Origin of the sequence: Ruegeria atlantica, from assembly GCF_013032505.1 — a bacterium.
Taxonomy (GTDB): Bacteria; Pseudomonadota; Alphaproteobacteria; order Rhodobacterales; family Rhodobacteraceae; genus Ruegeria; species Ruegeria atlantica_F.
In genome coordinates, this window is record NZ_WQCG01000010.1 from 66,531 (window position 1) to 87,321 (window position 20,791).

General features: G+C 54.8%; 19 protein-coding genes. 7 read left to right on the forward strand and 12 right to left on the reverse strand.

Annotated elements, in window-relative coordinates; genetic code table 11:
• Window positions 1-42 precede the first annotated feature (42 nt).
• The 9 genes from GOW92_RS22805 to GOW92_RS22845 form a co-directional block, all read right to left on the reverse strand.
• Window positions 43-1,482, reverse strand: a complete 1,440-nt coding sequence (locus GOW92_RS22805; RefSeq protein ID WP_170565485.1) for a gamma-glutamyltransferase — start codon at window positions 1,480-1,482, stop codon at window positions 43-45.
• The gene (locus GOW92_RS22810; RefSeq protein ID WP_170565488.1) at window positions 1,446-2,888 is read right to left on the reverse strand and encodes an aldehyde dehydrogenase family protein; all 1,443 of its coding nucleotides are present in this window, start codon (window positions 2,886-2,888) and stop codon (window positions 1,446-1,448) included. Before GOW92_RS22810 ends, GOW92_RS22805 begins: the two co-directional genes overlap by 37 nt.
• Window positions 2,889-2,890: 2 nt before the next feature.
• The gene (locus GOW92_RS22815; RefSeq protein ID WP_170565490.1) at window positions 2,891-3,373 is read right to left on the reverse strand and encodes a (2Fe-2S)-binding protein; all 483 of its coding nucleotides are present in this window, start codon (window positions 3,371-3,373) and stop codon (window positions 2,891-2,893) included.
• On the reverse strand, window positions 3,370-4,212 hold the full coding sequence (locus GOW92_RS22820) for an FAD binding domain-containing protein (RefSeq protein WP_170565493.1): 843 nt from the start codon (window positions 4,210-4,212) through the stop codon (window positions 3,370-3,372). The genes GOW92_RS22815 and GOW92_RS22820 overlap by 4 nt, the downstream gene beginning before the upstream one ends.
• Before the next feature lie 4 nt (window positions 4,213-4,216).
• On the reverse strand, window positions 4,217-6,559 hold the full coding sequence (locus GOW92_RS22825; RefSeq protein WP_170565496.1) for a xanthine dehydrogenase family protein molybdopterin-binding subunit: 2,343 nt from the start codon (window positions 6,557-6,559) through the stop codon (window positions 4,217-4,219).
• A gap of 244 nt (window positions 6,560-6,803) precedes the next feature.
• The gene (locus GOW92_RS22830) at window positions 6,804-7,628 is read right to left on the reverse strand and encodes a sulfite exporter TauE/SafE family protein (protein ID WP_170565500.1); all 825 of its coding nucleotides are present in this window, start codon (window positions 7,626-7,628) and stop codon (window positions 6,804-6,806) included.
• A 121-nt stretch (window positions 7,629-7,749) separates the two neighbouring features.
• Complete coding sequence (locus tag GOW92_RS22835; RefSeq protein ID WP_170565503.1) at window positions 7,750-9,030, reverse strand: TRAP transporter large permease; 1,281 nt, start codon at window positions 9,028-9,030, stop codon at window positions 7,750-7,752.
• An 11-nt stretch (window positions 9,031-9,041) separates the two neighbouring features.
• Window positions 9,042-9,521, reverse strand: coding sequence for a TRAP transporter small permease (locus GOW92_RS22840; protein ID WP_170565506.1), 480 nt, complete (start codon window positions 9,519-9,521; stop codon window positions 9,042-9,044).
• A 100-nt stretch (window positions 9,522-9,621) separates the two neighbouring features.
• Window positions 9,622-10,653: a TRAP transporter substrate-binding protein gene (locus tag GOW92_RS22845; RefSeq protein ID WP_170565510.1), complete on the reverse strand. Its 1,032-nt coding sequence runs from the start codon at window positions 10,651-10,653 to the stop codon at window positions 9,622-9,624.
• Between the two features lie 338 nt (window positions 10,654-10,991).
• Between GOW92_RS22845 and GOW92_RS22850 the strand changes: the two genes are divergently transcribed.
• Window positions 10,992-11,801, forward strand: coding sequence for an aspartate dehydrogenase (locus GOW92_RS22850; RefSeq protein WP_170565512.1), 810 nt, complete (start codon window positions 10,992-10,994; stop codon window positions 11,799-11,801).
• Window positions 11,802-12,242: 441 nt separating this feature from the next.
• Here the strand turns inward: GOW92_RS22850 and GOW92_RS22855 are convergent, their stop codons facing one another.
• Window positions 12,243-12,899: a TetR/AcrR family transcriptional regulator gene (locus GOW92_RS22855; protein ID WP_170565515.1), complete on the reverse strand. Its 657-nt coding sequence runs from the start codon at window positions 12,897-12,899 to the stop codon at window positions 12,243-12,245.
• Window positions 12,900-13,128: 229 nt separating this feature from the next.
• On the opposite strand from GOW92_RS22855, the gene GOW92_RS22860 reads away from it, so the two are divergent.
• The 6 genes from GOW92_RS22860 to GOW92_RS22885 all read left to right on the forward strand — a co-directional run bounded on the left by GOW92_RS22860 (window position 13,129) and on the right by GOW92_RS22885 (window position 18,700).
• Complete coding sequence (locus GOW92_RS22860; protein ID WP_170565518.1) at window positions 13,129-13,356, forward strand: hypothetical protein; 228 nt, start codon at window positions 13,129-13,131, stop codon at window positions 13,354-13,356.
• Window positions 13,357-13,869: 513 nt separating this feature from the next.
• Window positions 13,870-14,103 carry a hypothetical protein gene (locus GOW92_RS24795; protein ID WP_217356573.1) on the forward strand — a complete coding sequence of 78 codons (234 nt, stop codon included), beginning with the start codon at window positions 13,870-13,872 and terminating at the stop codon, window positions 14,101-14,103.
• A gap of 36 nt (window positions 14,104-14,139) precedes the next feature.
• On the forward strand, window positions 14,140-14,817 hold the full coding sequence (locus GOW92_RS22870; RefSeq protein WP_170565524.1) for a response regulator transcription factor: 678 nt from the start codon (window positions 14,140-14,142) through the stop codon (window positions 14,815-14,817).
• The gene (locus GOW92_RS25400; RefSeq protein ID WP_170565527.1) at window positions 14,804-16,165 is read left to right on the forward strand and encodes a HAMP domain-containing sensor histidine kinase; all 1,362 of its coding nucleotides are present in this window, start codon (window positions 14,804-14,806) and stop codon (window positions 16,163-16,165) included. Before GOW92_RS22870 ends, GOW92_RS25400 begins: the two co-directional genes overlap by 14 nt.
• 82 nt (window positions 16,166-16,247) lie before the next feature.
• Window positions 16,248-16,901, forward strand: a complete 654-nt coding sequence (locus tag GOW92_RS22880) for a YfdX family protein (protein ID WP_170565531.1) — start codon at window positions 16,248-16,250, stop codon at window positions 16,899-16,901.
• Between the two features lie 137 nt (window positions 16,902-17,038).
• A complete protein-coding gene (locus GOW92_RS22885; protein ID WP_170565534.1) occupies window positions 17,039-18,700 on the forward strand; it encodes an ABC transporter substrate-binding protein in 1,662 nt (553 codons plus the stop codon).
• Between the two features lie 125 nt (window positions 18,701-18,825).
• Here the strand turns inward: GOW92_RS22885 and GOW92_RS22890 are convergent, their stop codons facing one another.
• Window positions 18,826-19,137 (reverse strand): hypothetical protein, encoded by a 312-nt coding sequence (locus tag GOW92_RS22890; protein ID WP_170565537.1) that lies wholly within the window; start codon window positions 19,135-19,137, stop codon window positions 18,826-18,828.
• Window positions 19,138-19,199: 62 nt separating this feature from the next.
• Window positions 19,200-20,231, reverse strand: a complete 1,032-nt coding sequence (locus tag GOW92_RS22895; RefSeq protein WP_170565540.1) for an ABC transporter ATP-binding protein — start codon at window positions 20,229-20,231, stop codon at window positions 19,200-19,202.
• Window positions 20,232-20,791 lie beyond the last annotated feature (560 nt).

Sequence of the window (20,791 nt, forward strand, 5' to 3'; positions counted from 1 at the left end):
GACTCTCCTTATGTCTTGCGGTGCCCCCCGGCCCAGTTGTGCTTACGCGTTTTCGGAAAGCGCCAGCGCCCCGGTTCTGGGATCTGCAGCTGCCGAATGCAGAGTGCTGTCATGCGGCAAAGACAGTATCTGGTTCACCGACCGGAGCGTCAGTCTGGGAATGGTTTTAAACTCTCCCGAAACGGCCAGCTCATAACCCTCTTCAACCTGGATTTCTCTTTTTGGTGTGAGCCCCCAGCGCGGTCTGTTCACAATATCTGCCAGGTCCCTGTTTCCTTCCAGCAAGCCCGACACGGTCTGCAAATTCCAAGGCATCTGGTTGCGCCCTCCGGGGGACGCGCCGAAGAACAGCCCGTCCGGCGCTTCCAGCATCCAGGCGTGTAACGTTGTTTGCGGTATCCGGCCCGGCCGTGGAGCGTTTGGGTGGCCGGGCTCTGCATTAAGGTCAAAGCCACGACCCGGACGATTGCCCAGTATCAGGTCGTATTCTTCCACCACAACAGCGGCTCCATATTGCGGGAACGAATTGCTCGGCACCAGAACGACCACATTCCCTTCACTGTCTGCACAGGTTATGACCGACGTCCCGCCGGAAGCGGGCGCTGGGTTTTTCATGGTCGCCCGATACGCGTCGGTTGTACGCACACCGGCAGCGACTTGCTGTGCAGCCTGCAGCAGGAAATGCCCATGCGTCGGATACGGCGTCGCCATAAGCGTGACGCCATTGCCCAGATCGACGGATTCCAGGTCCAGCCATTGGGCGGGCTGCGGCTTCAGATCGTTTCGGGTCAGAAACCCTCCACCGCGCCGAACTTTGTCCAACAGGGCATTGCCGATCTCCCCTGCAAACAAATCCGCGCCCTTGTCGACGAATTCCTCGATCACCTTCGCTAATCCCGGCAGGTGGAGCGTGTCTCCTACCTTCGGCAGTTTGCCGCCCGGCAGGTAGCCAATCTCATCATTATATTTGCGCAACAGATCTTCGGTCTCGTGCGTCAGCTGGACCGCGATCGGGGCCCAGGGTGTGCCGGACCGCGCCAACTCAATGGCTGGCTTTGCCAGGACATCCATACTCAAACGGCCCAGCTTGGCGATTTCCATATACCCCTGCGGGGCACCGGGTGACCCCACCGAACACGCACCGGTAACGGTCAGCTGCGCCCCGTTTGCCAACGCCTCCGGACCGCCGCCGATCGACAGCAATGCACGGGCGGGTTCACCCTTGACTTTCACCAGGGCAACCAGATCACCCGCCAGGCCCAGCTTCATCGGCAAGACGACGGATTCAACAAGACATGCCGCCATCGCTGCGTCAAAGGCATTGCCACCCAGGCGCAGCACATCCATCCCCGCCCGCGCCGCGTCCGGCGCGGCGGCTGTAATGACGGACGTGCCCGTTACAGCCACACATGGCTCTGCAGTTGGTATGATACCCGCGCCCGACATCAGCAACCCTGTTTCCGGATGCCGGTAAATTTCCACTGGGAAAACTCTTCCATGGCATATTTTACACCCTCGCGACCAAAGCCTGAGAGCCCCATGCCGCCAAAAGGATACAAATCCAGGCGGAACCGACTGGCATCATTGATCCAGATCGAGCCGGCCTGAACCTCATCCGACACTCGCATCGTATTGGACAGATTGTTGGTGAAGCAGGCGGCTTGCAGGCCGAAATCGGAATCATTGGCGACATCAATGGCTTCGTCCACATCTGCGACTTTGATCAACACGGCGGCGGGACCAAATATCTCCTGTCGTACGATCGCGGCATCCCGCGGAGGATCAATCACGATGGTCGGAGGTATAATGGCCCCGTCGCGATCACCACCGCAGGCGACGGTGGCCCCGTTGGCCTTTGCCTCCCGGATCATCGCTTCGACCCGAAGCGCGGCTTTTTCATTGATCATCGGGCCCAGATCGGTGGTTTCATCGCTGGGGTCCCCAACTTTCATCACCTCCGTCGCGGCGATGAAAAGATCGGAAAACTCTTCAAAAACCGGAGCTTCGACGATGATGCGCTGCGCCGAAATGCACTGCTGTCCGGACGCTTCAAAAGCAGATGCTGCAATGCGCGTAGCGGCATCGGCAAGATCCGCATCCGCCAATACGATGTTGGCCGAGTTACCACCCAGTTCCGAGAATAGCGGCTTGGCTGCCGCCGCCGTGCCAAGAGCATTGGCCGCACCATTGCCCCCGGTCAGTGTCAGTACCGGAACGTTCGGATGGCGCGCCAGGAGCTGTGCTTCTTCCCTGCGGCCGGTGACCACGTTGAACAAACCGTCGGGCACACCAGCGCGGGTAAAGCACTCAGCGATGATAAGAGCCACTTCCGTGCCTTCAAATGAAGGTTTCACCACAATAGCGTTGCCCGCCGCAATCGCTGGCGCAACTTTCTGCATCAGAAGGTTTGCCGGCGCATTGAAGGGGGTAATGGCGCCAATGACACCATAGGGCACGCGGCGGGTGAACCCGGTGCGACCCGCACCTGTCCTGGCGATGTCCACCGGCAGCACTTCACCGGTCACATGGCCAATTTCTTCAGCACAGGCCCGCATGAAAGCCACCGTACGGTTGGCTTCGAACCGTGCCGCGCGGATCGGTTTGCCGATGGCCCTTACCGACGAACGCGCAATCTCCTCGACCGATTTTTCAACTTCGTCCGCCGCAGCAAGCAACCATTCCCTGCGCTGCAGGGCGGTCGCCTTTTTGTTGGCCGTGAAGGTGGAAAAAGCACTCTCCACCGCCTGGTTGACAGCATCTTCGTCGCCGCATTGCACCTGAAAAACATTGCTGCGATCCCAGGGGGATACAAGCTGAGCATTGCCGCTGCCTGCGAAATCGACAGTTGTTCCGCCAATCCAGGACTTTAAGATCGGGTTGGTCGTCATGTTCACTTCACCTCATCGGAATTCAGTCGTTGCGCCGCCAGTTTCACCGCAGCGACGATATTCATGTACCCAGTGCATCGGCAGATATTGCCACTCAGCTCATAGCGGATCGTTTCCTCGGAGGGATTCTTGTGCCGAGCCAGAATATCGCGGCAAGTCACCAGCATGCCCGGCGTGCAGAACCCGCATTGCAGCCCGTGCGCCTCGTGAAAGGCTTCACGAAGCACCGCGCCAATCCGATCCTGGCCAAGTTTCTCGGTCGTGGTCACATGGGCACCGTCCAGCGAGGCGGCAAACGTGATGCAGGAGCGCATCGGGCGGCCATCCACGAGCACGGTACAGGCACCACAAACCCCGTGTTCACACCCCAGGTGCGTTCCGGTTAGTTTCGCCTCGTTTCGAATAAAATCACCAAGGGTCGTACGGCCTTCGACTGCGCATTCGACGTCCTGACCATTAACGTTGATTGTGATGAATTTCTTCATTTGAAAGCCTCCCGGGCTGCGCGATCCAGCGAATAGCCGTAAAGCGAACGGCAATACTCATCGACCTGCGCGTTTGACTCTTGCAAATCCGCATGGAATGCCGTCAGCAATTCGTCCCTGACATATTCCCGTAAGTAAAAGGCCCGAAAAAGATAGGCGCTTGTGTTGACCAGCTTGCGCGGGAACAGCTCGACGCCGCCAACAACCGCGCTGAAGAGATTTCTGGCCGGGTCCAGAACCACAACGGCAATCGCTTCGCCAAACTCACCGACTTTCTGGCATTCTTTATGAAACCCCCATCGCGCGTCATCGGAGAGCTGTGGCAGACTGACGGACACAATGATTTCATCGCTGGCCAGATCAGTGTGAAGCGCACCATGCCCGAACTCAGCAAAGGGTAAGGTCCGGGTTCCCTTGGGCCCCAACAGCATGACTTTCGCGTCAAGCGCGGCCATCACATTGGGCCATTCCGCTGCGGAGTCGCTATGGGCAAGGCTGCCGCCAATCGTACCCCTGTTGCGCACCGCCCGATAAGCAATGCCCGAGGCCACCCGCCGCATCAGGCCCTGGGTTGCATCCCCTACGGTACCGTCTTCGAAATCGCAGTGGCGCACGCCGCCGCCGACAACAAAGTCATCCTCTTCCACACGCGCCTCTTTCAGCGATGCGATGCGGGAGATATCGACCAGGCGTTCGACATGAACCAATCGCAGGTTCATCATGGGGCCCAATGTCTGGCCGCCGGCCAGGAGCTTCGAATAACACGACGTATCTGCGAGCAAAGCGACAGCCTGGTCCACAGTGTCAACAAATACATGATCAAAAGGAGAGGATTTCATCGGGTTAAACCTTGCTTTGTGCCGCGTCGATAGCCGCCTTGACCCGGCGCGGCGTCATCGGGGTTTCATTGAGCTCGGCACCTGTTTGGCTCAGAGCGTCGCGGATTGCGTTGGCAATTGCTGCGGGTGGAGAAATGGCACCCCCCTCTCCCATACCTTTCATCCCGTATTCGGTATGTTCGGTTGGCGTACACATGTGCCCGATTTTAATGTGGGGAACCTCAGCGGCCCCGGGCATGATGTAATCGGCAAATGTCGTGGCCAGGGGCTGACCTTCATCGCTGTAGGGAATCTCTTCGAACAGTGCCGTCCCGATTCCCTGGGCGACGCCACCATGAATCTGACCATCGACAATCATGGGATTAACCAGAGTGCCTGCATCTTCGACCACGGCGTAGTCGATAATCTCAACCGCTCCGGTTTCGGGTGTCACGGCAACAACAGCAGCCTGCGTCGAATAGCAAAATACGCCTGTGGCGATATTGGGTTCGTAGGTCTCGACAGCTTCGATCATCGGATCCATCCCGGAAGGCAAACCGTCCTGGCGCAGATAGCCCGCATGCCCGATCTGTTCGAGGGTCACGCTGGCACCCGTCGGACCATGCAGCGCCCCATCGGAAAAGGAGACCTGATCAGGTTTGCACTGCAGCATATGCGCGGCGATTTCTGCCATTTTTGCCTTTATCGTGCGACAGGCGCGCGCAACGGCACCACCGGCCATCACCATGCTGCGCGATGCAAATGTGCCCATCCCGAACGGGCTGATCGATGTGTCACCATGGCGTACCGAAACCCTGTCCGGATCAATGCCAAGCTCCTGATTTGCAACTTGCGCAAGCGAGGTTTCCAGCCCCTGACCATGCGACTGAATTCCCACCAGCAGGTGCAGAGATCCGTCTGTCATCAGCCGTGCGGTGCAGGATTCAAACCCGGGAATGACATGCACGCCACGCGTCACCCATTCCCCACAACCGTGAGCGGTCTGTTCGGTGAAACTGGCAAACCCAACCCCGATGAGACGACCATCGGCCTCGGGCGCCTTCTGACGCTCGCGAACAGCCTCCAGATCAATGAGCTCCTTGGTCTGCCGCACACATTCACCGTAGTCGCCCCCGTCGTAGAGCAGGTCGGTCACTGTGCGGTAGGGCATCTGGTCCTTTTTCACCATGTTCATCATGCGAACTTCAAAGGGTTCCTTGCCAACGGCGTGGGCAATTTCATCAATGATACGCTCGATCGTGAAACACGCAGCAGGGCGCGACACTCCGCGGTAAGGACCAATTGGCGGCTTGTTTGTTGCAACAGTATGAGATCTGGCCCGGTAATTTCGGAAATCGTAAGGGCCAGGAATATTTTTCATGACCATGCCGGTTTCCATGAACGGGCTGTTCGGCCAGTGCGAATAAGCCCCGGCATCAACGTAAACGTCCGCATCAACACCCAGGATTCGACCTTCGCGATCGGCGTATGCCTTAATCCGATGCAGGTGCTCCCGCGCATGGATGGCGGAGACGAAATGCTCGCGGCGGTCCTCGACCCAACGGACCGGGTGATCCAGCTTCATGCCCAGGGCAGACAGGATGATTTCTTCCGGATACAGAATATTCTTGATCCCGAAGCCACCGCCAACATCAGGTGCAATGACGTGCATCTGGCGTTCCTGGATATCGAGATGCTGGGCCAAACCTGCCCGAATCTGATGCGGAAACTGCGTCGAACTATAGACAACCAGCTCATCGAGCCGGTGATCCCAGTACGTCAACACGGCCCGGCCTTCCATGGGCACACCAGAGTGCCGGTTCATCCTGAATTCCCGCTCGATGACAATTGGGGCGGAAGCTGACACCGCGTCAATATCCCCGACATCCAGAGACGTTTCGATAAAGGAGTTCTTCTCCCAATCGTCGTGCAGCAGCACCGTGTCGGGCTCCAGGGCCTGCAGTGAATCCACAACTGCCGGCAACTCTTCGTATTCAACAAAACACGCCTGGGCCATGTCCTCTGCTTCGCCCCTCGTCGGCGCAACGCAAACAGCCACAACCTCCCCCACGAAACGCACCTTGTCCTTTGCAAAACAATGGTAAGAAGACGGGCGAAATCCCGGGGTCTCCGGAATGGACCTGATTGGCTTGATGTCCGGAAAATCATCATGGGTGAAAAAATGGCCGCTGAAACCGGCGGGGGCTTCGATCTCGAGGATCTTGCCATGTGCGATGGGACTGCGCACAAATGCCACTTCCCATGTACCGGGAATATCCAGATCAGACGTGAACTCTCCACGTCCTGCGAGGTGGCGTTTGTCTTCTTTCCGAAGAAGAGACGCACCGACTCCCAAATTCTTGCTCATTGTTTTCTCCCGGATTTGGGGGCGTTCGATCCAGTTCAAAATCGCCGCGGCCCGCTTATGGCTCAATATATAACTAACCAGTCAGTTAAGTCAAGTGATTCAATCATCCCGATTGCGGACAAACAAATTTTCCGGAACGTGGAGCACCCAGACAATCAGGGGCGGCCGCACAGAGCTGCACGCGCTTTTTGGCCAGGTCTCTCTGCGTTGGATTTGTTTTTGTTGTGTCAGCCAGCCAGGAAGGTCAGGTCAAAATTGCCTTTCGAAGCATGTTCACCGCAACCGCCATCAGGAAGAAGGCAAAAACCCGCTTCAGCGGCTTTGGATCCATCGCATGAGCGATTTTCACACCAAAAGGCGTTGTCAAAAGCGTCATGCAAACAACCAGAAAAAACGCCACGACGTTGACGTAGCCAATCGTATAGGGCGGTAAATTTACCGGCGCAGGCTGTGCAATCAGGAATCCAAGTACGGACGGGATTGCAATCACCACTCCAAACCCTGCGGCGGTCGCAACAGCACGGTGGATCGGAACCCCGTAAAGGCTCATCAGGGGAACCCCAAAACTGCCACCGCCAATCCCCATCAACGTTGACATAAACCCCATGACCGGGCTCATTAAGGCGCACCGGACTCCGCCCGGCATGTTGCCACCCAGTCGCCATTCAGAGCGGCCAAACGCCAGATACAGCCCTATGACAATGCCCAGGCACCCAAAGATCAGCATCAGCGTCGTGCTGCGCAGCTCGGTTGCGGCCAGCATTCCCGCCACTGACCCAATCGCGATTCCGGGTGCCCAGGTCTTGAGAATGGCCCAATCCACCGCGCCCTTCTTATTGTGAGACAAGGCAGAGCGGATCGAGGTGAATACAATTGTGGACAGCGATGTGCCCAAGCAGATTTGCATCAACTGCGGGCTTTCGTACCCCAGATAACTGAAGGCGTAGTAAAACGCGGGCACCAAAACAATACCCCCTCCGACACCCAACAGGCCTGCGAGAACGCCTGCAAATCCTCCAATTGCAAGTAGAAGGATCATCATGGGCAACGCTGTATAAAATTCGGACATTACGTGCTTCCCGTATGTTCGGAGTGGATGCGCCCGGGCAGGCAAACTGCCCGGGCTGAATGGTCTTTGATCTGCGGTTGTGAACAGCCCGCTGGCCGGATCACGCCGGCATGTGCTGCGGCTAGAGGCCTAACAAGCTTGGGAAAAACGTTGACACTTGTGGCAGCAGCGTCACCACGGCCAACGCAGCAAAGTTGACCAGAAGGAATGGCCAGACACCAGATATCACATCCAGGACAGGCTTGTTCAGCGTCGAGGAAGCAACATATATATCAAGTCCAAACGGAGGCGTGATCATGGCGATACCGATGTTCAGCGTGACCACCATACCGAAATGAACCGGGTCGATCCCCAGGATGACTGCGATCGGATAAAGCGGTGGAATCAGAATGAGCATCGCTGAGCTCGGATCAATGAACATGCCTGCGATCAAAAACACGATATTGACGAACAGCAGGAAGGTGAGAGGTCCTGCCCCCAAATCCGTGATGAACGCCTGCAGCAAATGAGGAAGCTGAAAGAGCGTCAGGAAATAGGAGAGCACGCTCCCCATGCCAATCAGCACAAAAATGACGCAAGTCGTGATTGCAGCCCGCTCGAAGATGTTGAACAGCTTTTCCCAGGTCAGTTCGCGATAGACAAAAGCCTCCACCAGAATTGCATAGACCACGCTGACACTGGCCGCCTCCGTCGCCGTGAAATAGCCGGAATAGATCCCGCCAAGGATAATCACGGGAAGACCCAGCGCCCAGGATGCGCCTTTTACAGCGGTCCACCTTTCCCGCCACAGCACCCGATCTGCATTGGCTGCGTTTTGACGTCCGGTTTCCCAATAGACATACAGGCCGAAGAAAACACCCAGCAGCACCCCGATCACCAGGCCTGCCGCAAATAGTTTTGTAATCGAAGTGCCGGTGAGCCAGCCATAAATGATGATTGTAATGCTGGGTGGGATCAACATCGCGGTTTCCGCACTGGAGACGATAACCCCGAGACTGAATTTATCGTTGTAGCCTGCCTTTTTCAGCTCCGGATACATGATTTTGCCAATTGCAGCCACCGTGGCAGCAGCAGAGCCGGACACGGCACCAAAAACCATCGAACTTCCGACGGTACTGTTGCCGATCCCGCCCCGGCGGTGCCCGAGAAAGGACCGCACAAGCCCCGTGAGCCTGGAGGCGATCTGACCGGTTGTCATGGCCTCCGCGGCCAGGATGAAGAATGGAATTGCCAGCAAGGTCGGGTGATTGATACCGCCGACAATCTTCTGCAACAGAACCTCGTCCGGCAATTTGCCAAAGAATGTTTCCTTGAGCAGGAAAGTGGGCACACCAAGCACAAGAACCATCTCAAAGCCAAGTATGAAGAGTGCAATTGCCAGACCGATGATGAGTAACAACATGTCAGAGATCCTTAATTGTGCTCATATGGCAGCGTCCGCCATTGTTTGCGCCCGAGCAAACCAGCGAGATACCTCAGCGCAATAAGCGTGAAGCCAATTGCTGGCGCGAGATAGAGGAACATGTTCGATATGCCCAGGGACGGGCTTGTCTGGCCGGTCCTGTACACGAACAGGGTCAGTTTGCCTGCCAGAAAGGCGAGATAGACAAAAAACACGAGCCCGATAAGATTGATCAGCCGTTCGATCCATCGTTGCAGCCCGGGCGGGAAGGTCAGAAGCAACGTCGTCATCGCGATATGCCGACCCCGTTCAAGCGTAATTCCGGAAACCAGGAACACGCCCCAGATCATCGCCAGACGGGAAGCCTCTTCTGTCCAGGACAGGTGGACCGCCAGTTTTGGTGCAATTTCTCGCGCAATCACGTTTGATGCAAAAAACAACACCATCAAAGCATATAAGAATACGACTGCGCCGCGCTCCAAACGTTTCATCTCTTTGCCTCTGAGTTGCAGGTTTCACACCCAGAGCCCCAATCCAGAACTCCGGGTGCTGTATGATGAGGTCCGGTCAGGACCAGTTTCCGGTCAGGACTTATTCCGTGATCGCTTTGTATTCTGCCTCATAGAGATTCATCAACTCTGCCGCCTTTTCGCCGTTGTCAGCAAGATAGACGTCCCGGGTTGATGCAAAAGACATATTGCGCAGCACCTGCTTTTGCTCTTCTGAAAGTTGCTGTACAGTCGTGCCACTTTGGCGGATCAGTTCGATGCCAGCTTCTTTCCTCGCGGCATAAAGATCACGAAGTTCAGGCACCACTTCCTGGAAGGCCTGGCTGATCACGTCCTGGTATTCAACCGGCAGGCTTGCCCACCATGCCGGGTTGAACACAATCACATCCTCGATCGCGCCATGCTCCGAAAGGATCAGATAATCCTGAACTTCGTAGAACTTCATCGAGATGATCGATGTCAACGGGTTTTCCTGGCCATCAACGACCCCGTTTTGCAAAGAAGTGTACAGCTCGCCAAATGGCAACACAATGGCCGAGGCGCCAAATGCCGAAAACTGTTCGAGCAGGATCTTCGAATCCATCACCCGGAACTTCTGACCCTCGAGGTCAGAGACGTTTTTAATCGGGGAGTTGGAGGTGAAGTTCTTGAACCCGAAAGGCCAGAAGGAAACAGCATGAAAGCCACGATCATCGAAGGTCGCCAGCAATTCCGTACCAAATTCACCGGTTCGCAATTCCTGCGCATCATCCGCATCAGTTGGCAGGAAGAAGGGAATGTCCAAAATCGTGACCAGCGGGTTAAACCCGGCCATCCAGGACGTGGCCGAAACCGTACCTTCAATTGTGCCCAGCTGCACACTCTCGTTTAACTGGCGCTGCTTGCCCAGCTGACTGGATGGAAAGATGATAAATTCGACAGCGCCATCGGTGCGCTCATTCACCAGGCTCGCCACTTTCTCCAGCATAATATGGCGCGGCTGATCGGGATTTTCGACGTGGCCGATTTTTGCAACATACTCCGCCGCCATAGTTCCGGTTGCCGACACCGCAGCAACCAAACCCGCCGCAAACGCCAAACGGTGCGCGCCCTTGAGCCAGTTGATTGTTTTCATGGTTTCTCCTCCCAAACACGTCACCTGTGTGACGCTGACATTGTTTATTTCGGGTTTCGCAAGTGGGCTTCTAGTCGAGTTCCGTGAGTGGTTTTCGACCCCTTTCTGAAATTTTCGTCCCTTCTTGCGAAACCCTTCTTCAACTCGATGGTTCCTGCCGACGAAAGCAGATCTTGAGTTTCCATTTTTCTTAACTAACAGGTTAGTTCATTCTTGTCAACGGAATTTGTTCCCTCTTCTTTTCGTGTATTCTATAGACTAACTAGTTAGTGATTTATATAAAGGCCGAGAACCAGCAACTTCAAAACTGGCCGCTTCAACACATAAGGTACTCAGCTATGCTCAATTTTGGTGTGATTGGTTTGGGAGATGTCTCTCGAACAATCCTGCAACTGGCGAATGACGAAACCAATGAGAATATTTGTTGCTCCAGTGTCCTGGTCAGGAACCGACCGATAACTGAGAGTGAAAGAAATCTCGTGGGATCGCGACGCATAACAACCAGTATTACAGAATTTCTTGCACCGGAAATAAACGTGGTTTTGGATTGTGCTGGCCATGAAGCGCTGGCTCAATATGGAGAAACCATTCTGGCCAGCGGATGCAGCCTGATCACCGCCTCCACCGGCGCATTTGCCGATAAGGACCTTTTTGACCGGATTTCAGCCGCGGCCATGGCTTCCGGCCAACGCGTGATTATTCCAGCGGGCGCCATTGCAGGAATTGACGGACTGGCGGCCGCACGACATGCCGGATTGACCAAGGTCGACTACCTGGGCTGCAAACCAGCGATCGCCTGGAACGGCACACGCGCTGAAGAACTGGTTGACCTGGAAAACCTGGAGTCACCGACCACATTCTATCGTGGCACTGCACGTGAAGCTGCTGCGGATTTCCCCAAGAATGCCAATGTCTGCGCAACAGTTGCCCTGGCTGGTGTTGGGTTTGACAACACCACCGTAAGCCTGGTGGCAGACCCGTTTGCAACAAAGAACCGGCATCAACTCATTTTCGAAGGAACTTTTGGTCGCATTGCCATTGAAATCGTAGGCAACCCCTCCTCAACCAACCCAAAAACATCGATGCTTACAGCCTTGAGCATTTGGCAGGCGTTGAAAAATGAACCACACGGTATCGTCGTGATATAGATCCCCCGGGAAAATTTGGACGCCGACAGTTCGATGCATTTCGACGACGATGCGACCGGGACAGAAGATTTCGACTGCGGCATCCGATGGGTTTTCCCGAAATGCATCGCGGACATCACAGGTCAACATCATCCCGCACCTGGTGGCACGAGATATCCGAAGCTCCAAAAGCCCTTCAAGTTCTCGCGTCAACAAAAAACCGGGACCCATGCTCCACGAGCAAAGGCCCGGCGATGCCGCTCGAAAACACCTCCCGCGGCCGCATCGGTCTCCGAGCTTTCGGATCGACCGCGGCATCAAAAGACGCCGCCTTCGACAGGCCTGACCTGCAATGGGTCTGCCCTTCACTCTGGTCGGGAGGCGACGCTCAGCGATGGCTCCAACTTGCGCCCGCAATTGGGACGCCAAACACCAAATACCCTTGCTTGCTAACCTTCAATATCAGCTTGCCAGTGAGCTCTTACTTGTGCAGAAGCGCAATATCATCTCGAGCACATGCGCCTTTCGTGCTCTTAGATTCTCGTCGGACATCAGATCTCGCTTTACGATGATTTCCAATGTCGCATGGTTGGAGACATAATGGTAAACAAGCGAAGCCATTGAGATATAAAGATTTGTGGGATCGATTCCGGGCCGGAAGCACCCGGCCTTCACACCGTCTTCCAATACCGTTGAAAGAGCCGCAAATAACGGATCGTACATCTCATTGATCAGGTCACTCTGCTTGGCATGCACACCGTTCAACAGATTCTCGCTGTTCAGCAACCGGATCAAGTGAGGCATCTCAACAAATGCATCAAAAGTAGCGCTGCCCAATTCATGGAGGGCATCCTCGGGCGACAACCCGCCCAACTTGACCGCACGCTGCCGCGCTCTCAGCCCTCCATAGGCATTTTCCAGAACTGCGGTAAACAGAGCCTCTTTGTTCCCAAAATAATGGTACAGCATATTCTTGTTGGCACCCGATCTGCTCGCGATCAGGTCCACGCGCGCGCCCGCGAATCCCTTTTCCGAAAACTCGATTGTCGCAGCCTCCAGAATGTTCTTTCGAGTTACTTCTGCGTCTCTCTTTGCAACAGCGGTTTTTGGAACGGGCATGTATGACAACCTATTTTCTATTCAGAACAATTGCATTTCTAACCAGTTAGTTGGATTGGTTCAATGGAATGCTTTTTGCACGGCAACCTGCCGCCGAACAACCGGCTCAATCATGTCGGTGTGCGCATACCGGACGTCAAATCGCATTGCATCCGCGTAACTCCTTGTTTGTGAAGGGCCTTCACCTGACATGACCTGGAAATCAAGAAGGCACAAAGTCGCCATTCCGATGACCACACAGGAAACCACCCGGGTGGCCGACACATTCCCGTTTGCAGAGTTTTCAGAAAATACAGCGGCCAATGCCTTCATGTTCAAGATACACGTTCAGATCACCACCGAAAACAAATCAAACTTCCTCAACCTCATATACCAAATTGCCCACCCCCGGCGGATCGTTGCGCTTTCCGGACAGGACTGCCAAGGCGAACATGGAATTATCCGTGCCCGAACCTGATCTCACGCGTCAGGGTTTCAAACACAGGCGAGATAATCCCGGCGTGCCTACCTGCCCGTATTGTCAAGAAGGGATCTATAGTCCTCTTTGTCCGGTATCTTCTTGGGTTTCTTATTCCAAGACACGAAGTTCAACACCCGATCTGCCATCAAACCCAAAACAACTACCGCCAAGAAAGCGATAATACCTACAAGTAGAGCCTTCATAGGAACCATCCGTCAGAATTGTTAGCGACGCTAAGTTACCTAGCGTAAGACAAATTTTCAAGCTTAAAGTGATTTATTCTCTATCTTTACAACCTTAAGGCGATTGCTTGCTTTTTTGAATACGATAGTCTGAACTCCACCGAAGAGGCCCCGAAACCTTTCGACCCCAGGATGCAAGTCAAAGACGAGAAACGCTTCGACCTTGCGCTCAAAACGCTGCATGAACAGGGTGATCCTGACCCCTGAATCCGGTCCGAGCTGAGGGCGCGTTTCTGGGTACATTTCCGGCAAAAGAAGGCGTGGACCGATGCTGAAGAAACAATTCAGCAATGCGCAGATTGCCTTTGCACTGAGGCAGGCAGAAGCCGGAGCGACCGTTTGCGCCGGAATGGGCGTGGCGGCAATCCGCACGCTGAAGCGGCTCGGGGCGCGGAAGACTTGCCGTGCGCATCGCAAACCCCTTGCCGCTCACGCTTGCCGGTCAGCTTGGAATTGGGGCCTTGAGGATGCGCTGAAAACGCGATCCACCGTTACGGTTTAACTTTCCGGTGCGGCGGATTTAGCCTATCAAGCTGACATGAAAATACTTCTGGTGGAAGATGATGCAAAATCGGCCAAGTATATTCGCAAGGGGCTGATTGAAAACGGTTATACCGTAGATTGGGTTGAAGACGGGCGCGAAGCTTTAACCTACTGCTTGTACAACAAAGCTGATATTGCCATCGTGGACAGAATGCTTCCCGGCATGGATGGCCTGTCAGTGGTCAAGGCACTTCGTGCGGCTGACCGCGAATTGCCGATAATCTTCCTGACCGCCCTTTCCGATGTCAATGATCGCGTCGAAGGATTGATGGTCGGCGGTGACGACTACATGGTCAAACCGTTTCACTTTTCTGAATTGCTCGCCCGGATCACGGTTCTTTCTCGACGTCCCAAGCAGGCCACACAGGAAACGGTCATTCAGGTGCATGACCTACAGCTCGATCTTCTTTCGCGCACCGCGAAAAGACAGGGCCAGAGAATTGAATTGCTCAACAAAGAGTTCGCACTGCTGCATTTTCTGATGGACAACCCCGACCGGGTCATTAGCCGCACGATGATCCTGGAGAAAGTCTGGGACTTCGCCTTCGATCCTGGATCTACAATCGTCGAAACCCATATCAGCAAATTGCGTCAGAAGGTCGATAAGCCATTTGATACCGCTCTGATCCACACAATCCGCAATATGGGATACACGATCCGTGCCCCCCGGTGAGATTTTTCGCGGGCTGCCATTCAAGCTTGCATTGCGGGCTTTGGCCTGTTTTGCGGCGATGTTTGCACTGAGCGGGTGGGTATTGGTTCAGCTGCTTGAAAACACGCTGGTCAATGAAATTCACGGCCAGAACGAAGGCGAAAGCCTGCTTTTGGGGGACATTTACCAGACCGATGGCCGAGCCGGGCTGGTCGCCACGCTTCAGCAAATGCAGCGGGTCTCGGAACCTTCAAGGCGCGTGACATCACTGTTGGATGTGAATGGTATTACACTAACGGGACCGATTTCGATTGCGCCCGACTTCGTGGGTGTTGCCGAACAGGACCTGAGCACGCTGACCGGAGGGCGTGTCGCAGGCAGACATATTCTGAATGTGCGCAAGCTGGACGGCATGACTTTGATAATCGGGCGCAGAGATGATCCGATCCGGTTGGCCGTAAAACGCGTTACCTGCGGCCTGGTGTTGTTTGCGATGGTCAATGGGATTGCCATCCTGGCGCTTGGTTTCTGGGCGAGCCGGGTGTCGATGCGCCGGTTGCATGAGATGGACGCCGTACTGGCTCAAGTGTCCGACGGGGATCTCGGCGCTCGGCTTCCTGTTTACCAAAACAACGATCAGTTCGATCGCGTCGCGATCCGGGTCAACCAGAATCTGGAACGTCTGTCGCGACTGATGACGGGTATGAAATCAAACGCTTCTGCCATCGCACATGATCTGAAAACACCCCTGTCCCGTCTCCAGATCGCACTACATGAGATCATGGAAAAGACCGCAATGGGCCAAGATCCAGGCAGCACGATCGATGCGGCGCTCTCTGAGGCGGAATCCCTGAACACGATATTTGATACCATGTTGCGTATCTCGATGATCGAGGCGGATCTTAGCAAAGATTGCATGAGACGCGTCGACCTGCAGAGCCTGGTCGAGCAGGTTGCGGATTTCATGCGCCCTGTGGCGGAAGAAAGAAACCAATCCCTGGTCGCAGACGCCACACCCGTGACCGTCATGGCAGATGCCTCCATGCTGCAGCAATCCCTTGTCAACCTGGTCACGAACGCGTCAGCACATGCAGGTGTGGGGGCTAAAATCACAATCCGTGCAACGTCTGACGCCGATGGTCCGACCCTGTCTGTCCGGGATACCGGCCCTGGTATTCCAGCCGGAGACATCGATCGCGTCCTGCAACCTTTCATACGCCTTGATGCGGCAAGGACCACTCCGGGGAGTGGTCTCGGGCTGGCACTGGTGAAAGCCGTGGCGGACCGCCACAATGTGATCCTGTCACTTGAGGATGCAAAACCCGGTTTGCGGGTTTGCATGCGATTTCCAAACTTCAAGAATCTTTAAACCTCGCCTCAAGCACAGGTAAAGCCAGTGCCTTACCTTGCCGTCACCCGCAGCCAGGACTGCGGGTGATCAGGAGAAAAACATGAAACCCAATCCCAATTTCGCCGCTGCCATCGTCACAGCAGCTGCCTTAACAACCGGTTTTGCTGAACCTGCCAGCGCTGCTGCGGAAACAAAAACTGGAGGCGAGCACACGGAACAAGCTTCCGGGCAATCCATTCGGGTTCCAGCCAATGGCAAGCATATTCTGGATGGTGTTCACGCTGCACGTCTGGCCTTGTTTGACGGGAATACAGACCTGGCCAGGGACATGATTTCCAATGCGCATAACGAGATCAACGATCATGCTGCGGAATTTGCAATAAAACTGCCAGATACTGTCGGCTTTGCCATTCCAGTTGAAAGCGGTCTGCTTTTCAGGGACGGGTTTCAACCCACAGATCAACACGCGCCAACGATCAGTCAAGCGGGTGCGCTCATCCGAAACGGACAGGTCGACGAGGCCATCACCGTTATGGCCGACGCCGGAATTGAACTGGATATCAAGGTCGTGATGCTGCCGGTCGAACCAACCGCCACCCATCTGCAGCAAGCGCTGACCGACATAAAAGCAGGCCATATTCATAAGGCAAACATGACATTGAAAGCCGTCGAAACATCAATCGAAATTCAGGACTTCCAGCCCGGGGCATTGCCGAGCCAGGGCTATCCGCTGTCCGAAATCCTGCCAGGTTAGGTCGAACAAACATGGCGCTCGTCCAGCCTGACCTCACCGCGCCAATGCGGCGGGCACCATTGGCGGGGCGCCAAGATCACATGCTCTCCAACAAAACCAGGCAATAGCAATTCTTGAGACGAAGAAAGGCGTTCACTATGGAAAAAGAGAAATTGGATACGGTTCGTCACTGGGCCATCGATATGCACGTTCAGGAATACAAGGCCGGCATACTGAGCCGTCGTGAATTCCTGACCCGGACAACCAGCCTGGGCATCAGCGCTGTTGCAGCCTACGGATTGATTGGCTTGCCCGGACCCGCAGCCGCCGAAGGGACAAAGAAGGATGGCGGTGTTCTGCGCGTGCAGATGAACGTGCGCGCCCTGAAAGACCCGCGGACCTATGACTGGTCCGAAATGGGAAACGAAACCCGCGGAACGCTTGAATACCTGGTGCAATACAATCCGGACGGGTCGCTGACCCCGATGCTGCTGGACAGCTGGGAGGTCAATGACGATGCCACCGAATACACCCTGCATGTCCGCAAGGGTGTAAAGTGGAACAACGGCGACGATTTTACAGCTGAAGACGTCGCCCGCAACATACGCGGCTGGACCGACAAGAACATCGAAACCAATTCAATGGCTGGCCGCTTTGCAATTCTGGTGGACCCGACGCTGAATAAGGCCCGCCCAGACATGGTCAAAGTGGTCGATGATCACACAGTCAAGCTGACACTTCCTGGCTCGGACATTTCACTGATTGCAGGCATGTCGGACTATCCCGCAGCAATCGTTCACGAATCCTTCGACGAAAACAACGTCACAGATGCCATCGGCACCGGTCCTTATCTGATTAGTGAGTTCGAGGTGGGCGTCAAATGCACGCTGGTGCGCAACGATGCACATACCTGGTGGGGCAATGATGTTTTCGGCAAGCCCGCGTTGGAAAAAATTGAGTACATCGACTATGGGACCGATCCTGCCGCATGGCTGGCAGCGCTGGAATCCGGCGAAGTGGACATGCTCCACGAAGCCGTAGGCGAATTCATCGATGTGCTGGATGGTCTTGGGTACCAAAAATCGGAAGTGCTCACGATGAGCACCATTGTCATCCGCCCCAACCAGCAGGCCGAGGTCAATGGCATCAAACCATATGCGGACAAGCGTGTTCGCAAAGCAATCCAGATGGCCGTCAGTAACGCGGTTCTGCTGGAACTTGGATACGGGAACCGTGGCGAAACAGCGGAAAATCACCATGTCGGGCCACTGCATCCCGAATTCGCACCTTTGCCCCCCATGCCGTATGACCCGGAGGCCGCAAAAGCCTTAATGGATGAGGCCGGAATGGGCGATTTTGAACATGAGCTGTTCTCAATCGACGATGACTGGCGTCGAAACACAACCGATGCAGCGGCTGCGCAACTGCGGGATGCCGGCATCAAGGTCAAACGGACCGTATTGCCAGGCGCAACTTTCTGGAATGACTGGACGAAGTATCCATTCAGCTCAACCAATTGGAACCACCGGCCCCTCGGCGTGCAGATTCATGCATTGGCATACAAGTCGGGCGAGGCGTGGAACGAGTTTGGCTGGGAAAGTGCCGAGTTCGACAGGCTGCTGGCCGAAGCGCTGACAATTGCGGACGCCGACAAGCGCCGCGCTGTGGCAAAAAAGATGGAAGAGCTAATTCAGGAGGAAGGCGTCACCATACAGCCTTACTGGCGCTCACTCTTCCGTTTCATGGTCGAGGGTCTGGCCGAAACAGGTATGCACCCGGCTTTTGAACATCACCACTATAAATGGGGGTGGAAGGCCTGATCTTGAAACTCTTGCAGGGGTGCTCAGCAAAAACAAAAGCCCCCTGCTTGCGCAATGCGCGCGATCAATACCGCGGGGCGTGAAATTTCTCAATCAGATCGCCTGAAACGGCGCGTTGAGCGGTTTCATATTGGTACAATACTCCTCGCGTAATGCCCCTCGCATCTGCAAATCTGTTGCGTGCGATCCCCGTCCAGTTCGGGGCGGCATGTATCCCGGACCTCCGCCAGCATCAAATTCACGTACACCACGAAGTCCCGGGTGTGCAGCACCACCTTAGCCAGGCAGATTGCGGCGCGTAAATCGTCTTTGATCACCACGACCGCCAGCGATCTCGCCTCGACATCACTCCAACCCTGCACAACCGCCGCAGCACCCTCGTCGCGCATCCGGCGCTCTTCAAAGGGTTGCGCGTTGATCTCAAAATCTATGAACACCGGATCAAATTTCAGAGTCTCTCCACGCGGCAGGACGTGACTTCTACGCCCTGGAAAAGGAGCTAGACCCCTTTAGCCCCCACTCTCGCCAAAACCTGCTGATATTGCATCTTCGTCGTGCTTAGCCGCTGGAAGAATTGAACCAAAACGCGCCAAGGCTCATCGAGTTGTTGATAGGCCACAAGCGCAGCCGTGAGCGACCCAAGTGTAATATCACCCTTAATCACCAAGAGTCCGCCAACCAGATAAAACAGAAAAGGCGTCGCCTTCGCCAATAGATTGTTGATGAATTTCAGGAGATATTTTGCACGATACAGCAATATTCGGTTCTTCAAGATGTTCTTCGTATATATCCTGTAAGCAGTCTCTGCATCAGCGCCCAAATGCGCAGCGTTTCGAAATTCACCGCCGTCATGCATTTCGATCGCCGAGGCGAAATTTCGTACTATTTTTATCCTCAGCTTTTTGATCTTGACGATGCGCTTTTGTAAAATGGGTACAACAATGGCCTGCGCCGGAATGATGGCAATTGCAGCCAACCCCAAAAGCGGACTTTGTTCGAACATGAAGAACACAATTGTTCCCATTGTGGAAACCTGAACCACTGGTATCGTCGAAAAGTCGCCTATGAAACCCCCGAAGGCTTCCATTTCCGGTATTACGATCTGTGATTTCTGGCTCACTGGAATGTCGCGATTGATTTCATCATGCAGATGTTTCAGCACCGCCATTCTAAGGTCCCGCAAACCTGTTTCTGAAATGTACCCCATCAGCGTGTTGAGTTTCAGCTTCAGGAAACCGGACGCAATGTTCAGAAGCAAAAACCCGACACAAAGCGAAATCAGAAACAAAACCTGATCGAGTTCAATGCCGAAAACATTTTTTGGAAAACCGGTTCCTTGAATACCATCATCAACGATGATTTTGGGGATGTGGAGAATAAAATAGGTCAGAGGAACATTCAGAAGTGCCAACAGAATTGCCAGGGCTTGCAGCTTTGGTTTTGTGCCACACAAAAACCGATAGTAGTTTGGCTCTAACCGGGCCTGCCCGCTGAACGACCCATCCCTTATTCCAACCGCTTGCCATCGCATGCGCTAACCGTGACACTCTTGCAGCACTAACGTAGACAATGATCCACACTCAGGACTTTCCGAAACACCCACCAAACACGTTGCCTGCTCAATTGCCGCCACGCATGTCACCTCCGTGTTCCTTGTCGTGATTCTCGTGCCCACCTCAACGGTGAAGCCCATATACGGCGCACCCCAACACGTTCGAACTTATCCTCAACCACCACAAAAGCCGCGATCCGGTTGTCGCCAGAATGCAGGGAAATCTCCTCGAAAGACGGCTCTACCCGTTCCACCGCTTGATACGCCACTACCCCTGCTGCTGTTTTGTACCACTGCGCAGCTCCGGCAAGTAGCACGTGCCCCGCTCAAAGAGGTTAAGGTGACGTGCTCGCATAGATCAACTGGCCCAGAATTCTGACCGGTGGGCATTGCACCGCTATTTGCGTAATCCGTTTCACAAAGATTGACGGGCGGGCATGAGTCGCTCTTTGTCCCATCCCTCATGCCCGCCCCACCGGACCACCAAGCCAAAACCAGACCTTTTTCCCACTGTTGACGATCTGTATTGCGCCCAATAT

Bases quoted from the DNA above. Each gene is read 5' to 3' on its own strand.
- GOW92_RS22825 (WP_170565496.1), bottom strand. From the start codon at position 6,559: ATGAGCAAGAATTTGGGAGTCGGTGCGTCTCTTCTTCGGAAAGAAGAC.
- GOW92_RS22885 (WP_170565534.1), top strand. From the start codon at position 17,039: ATGGAAAAAGAGAAATTGGATACGGTTCGTCACTGGGCCATCGATATG.
- GOW92_RS22815 (WP_170565490.1), bottom strand. From the start codon at position 3,373: ATGAAGAAATTCATCACAATCAACGTTAATGGTCAGGACGTCGAATGC.
- GOW92_RS22830 (WP_170565500.1), bottom strand. From the start codon at position 7,628: ATGTCCGAATTTTATACAGCGTTGCCCATGATGATCCTTCTACTTGCA.
- GOW92_RS22810 (WP_170565488.1), bottom strand. From the start codon at position 2,888: ATGACGACCAACCCGATCTTAAAGTCCTGGATTGGCGGAACAACTGTC.
- GOW92_RS22840 (WP_170565506.1), bottom strand. From the start codon at position 9,521: ATGAAACGTTTGGAGCGCGGCGCAGTCGTATTCTTATATGCTTTGATG.
- GOW92_RS22880 (WP_170565531.1), top strand. From the start codon at position 16,248: ATGAAACCCAATCCCAATTTCGCCGCTGCCATCGTCACAGCAGCTGCC.
- GOW92_RS22820 (WP_170565493.1), bottom strand. From the start codon at position 4,212: ATGAAATCCTCTCCTTTTGATCATGTATTTGTTGACACTGTGGACCAG.
- GOW92_RS22835 (WP_170565503.1), bottom strand. From the start codon at position 9,030: ATGTTGTTACTCATCATCGGTCTGGCAATTGCACTCTTCATACTTGGC.
- GOW92_RS22845 (WP_170565510.1), bottom strand. From the start codon at position 10,653: ATGAAAACAATCAACTGGCTCAAGGGCGCGCACCGTTTGGCGTTTGCG.
- GOW92_RS22870 (WP_170565524.1), top strand. From the start codon at position 14,140: ATGAAAATACTTCTGGTGGAAGATGATGCAAAATCGGCCAAGTATATT.
- GOW92_RS24795 (WP_217356573.1), top strand. From the start codon at position 13,870: ATGCTGAAGAAACAATTCAGCAATGCGCAGATTGCCTTTGCACTGAGG.
- GOW92_RS22855 (WP_170565515.1), bottom strand. From the start codon at position 12,899: ATGCCCGTTCCAAAAACCGCTGTTGCAAAGAGAGACGCAGAAGTAACT.
- GOW92_RS22850 (WP_170565512.1), top strand. From the start codon at position 10,992: ATGCTCAATTTTGGTGTGATTGGTTTGGGAGATGTCTCTCGAACAATC.
- GOW92_RS22860 (WP_170565518.1), top strand. From the start codon at position 13,129: ATGACCACACAGGAAACCACCCGGGTGGCCGACACATTCCCGTTTGCA.
- GOW92_RS22895 (WP_170565540.1), bottom strand. From the start codon at position 20,231: ATGCGATGGCAAGCGGTTGGAATAAGGGATGGGTCGTTCAGCGGGCAG.